The following is a 2,092-nucleotide window of genomic DNA, read 5'->3' on the forward strand; positions in this document are numbered from 1 at the left end:
ATCTATCCATGTCGATCCAAAGAAAGCGCTCCATAAACCCCATCTTCAAATGATCCGCAGGCCAGCCAATGCTGTGCTCCAATTTCTTTCTGGAGCCAGCCGCCATGATGCGCCCCGACGCCAAAGTCGAAAAAGTCTATCTCTACCCCAAGCCGGTGGATTTCCGAAAATCCATCGACGGCTTGGCTGCCCTGGTGGAGCTGGATATCAAGGTGGCGGTGTTCGATCCGGTGCTGTTCGTGTTCCTCAACAAGTCGCGTAACCGGGTGAAGATCTTGTACTGGGAGCGCAATGGCTTCTGTCTGTGGCTCAAGCGCCTTGATGCCGAGCGATTCAAAACATCGCCTGACGATCAAGACGAAGCCATCGTGCTGACGGTCCAGGAATTGAACTGGCTGCTGGATGGTTTTGACCTGTGGCGCAACCGCCCGCATCAGGTTTTGACGCCGCGTTTCGTGACCTGAACCGGTATAATCCACGGCATGATTTCCGTGCCCGAAACCCTTCCTGACGACCCCGAAACGCTCAAGCAGCTGCTGTCTGACGTGCTGCTGGAGCGTCAGTCGAATCTGGGCAAGATCACGCAACTGCAAGAGCAGGTTGCCTTGCTGCGTGATCGCCTGTTTGGCCGCAAGTCCGAGCAGACCAGCGATCCCGAGTCGCCGCAATTGCCCTTGCTCAACGAGGCCGAGGTGCTGGCCGAGCAGCCCAATGGCGATGGTCAGGACGACGTCGAAACGGTCGAACTGCGCCCTGTCGCCGTCAGCAAACCGCGTGGCAAGCGCCAGTCACTGCCGGCCGAACTGCCTCGCATCGAAGTCATTCACGAGTTGCCCGAGCACGAACTGACCTGCGAATGCGGTTGCCGCAAACACGTCATGGGTGAGGAAACCAGCGAACAGCTGGAGATCATCCCGATGCAGATCCGGGTGATCAAACACATCCGCAAAACCTACGCTTGCAAGGGCTGCGAACGCGCGCCGGTCACCGCCGATAAGCCGGCGCAGTTAATCGAGAAAAGCCTGGCCAGCCCCAGCGTCTTGGCCATGCTGCTGACCACCAAGTATGCGGACGGCCTGCCGCTGTATCGCTTCGAGACGGTTCTGAGCCGCCATGGCATCGACATCCCCCGCCAGACCCTGGCGCGTTGGGTGATCCAGTGCGGCGAACTGCTGCAACCGTTGCTCAACCTGATGCGCGACAAGCTGCTGGACAGCCCGGTGATCCATTGCGATGAAACCCGTGTGCAGGTGCTGAAAGAACCCAACCGAGACCCGAGCAGCCACTCCTGGATGTGGGTGCAAACCGGCGGCCCGCCGAACAAGCCGGTGATCCTCTTCGAGTACACCGCCAGCCGTGCGCAGGAGGTACCACTGCGCCTGCTTGCCGGCTATCGCGGTTATTTGATGACCGACGACTACGCCGGCTACAACGCCGTGGCCGCACAGTCGGGTGTTGAACGTCTGGCCTGCTGGGCGCATGCACGGCGCAAATTCGTCGAAGCGCAAAAGGTGCAACCGAAGGGCAAAACCGGACGCGCCGACATCGCGTTGGGGATGATCAACAAACTCTACGGCATCGAGCGCGAACTCAAGGATGTCAGCGATGAACAACGCCACCACGGTCGTCAGCAGCACAGCCTGCCGTTGCTTGCCCAACTCAAAGCCTGGTTGGAAAAAACCCAGCCGCAGGTCACGGCGCAGAATGCCCTGGGCAAAGCGGTGAACTACCTGGCGAGCAACTGGAGCCGGCTTGAACGCTACATCGAGGCCGGACACCTGCCGATCGACAACAACGCTGCCGAGCGGGCCATCCGGCCCTTCGTCATCGGCCGCAAGAACTGGCTGTTCAGCGACACGCCGAAGGGCGCGACAGCCAGCGCGCAGCTCTACAGCCTGGTGGAAACCGCCAAAGCCAACGGTCAGGAGCCTTATGCCTGGCTGTGCCATATCCTCGAGCGCCTGCCCCAAGCCACTACCGTTGAGGACTATGAAGCGCTACTGCCCTGGAACCTGAAGGCGATTTAAAACCAAACTGCCTGAACTGGGTAGGTGGGGTTTATGGAGCGCTTTCGATCCAAATGGCAGCAGAC

At 59.8% G+C, this 2,092-nt stretch carries 2 protein-coding genes; both read left to right on the forward strand.

Annotated features, from left to right (window positions below; genetic code table 11):
• The first annotated feature begins 104 nt into the window (after positions 1–104).
• On the forward strand, positions 105–464 hold the full coding sequence (gene tnpB, locus TMS3_RS24325; RefSeq protein WP_020798857.1) for an IS66 family insertion sequence element accessory protein TnpB: 360 nt from the start codon (positions 105–107) through the stop codon (positions 462–464).
• Positions 465–482: 18 nt separating this feature from the next.
• The gene (gene tnpC, locus TMS3_RS24330; protein ID WP_025167096.1) at positions 483–2,027 is read left to right on the forward strand and encodes an IS66 family transposase; all 1,545 of its coding nucleotides are present in this window, start codon (positions 483–485) and stop codon (positions 2,025–2,027) included.
• Positions 2,028–2,092: the final 65 nt, after the last annotated feature.

The organism is Pseudomonas taeanensis MS-3 (assembly GCF_000498575.2).
GTDB lineage: Bacteria > Pseudomonadota > Gammaproteobacteria > Pseudomonadales > Pseudomonadaceae > Aquipseudomonas > Aquipseudomonas taeanensis.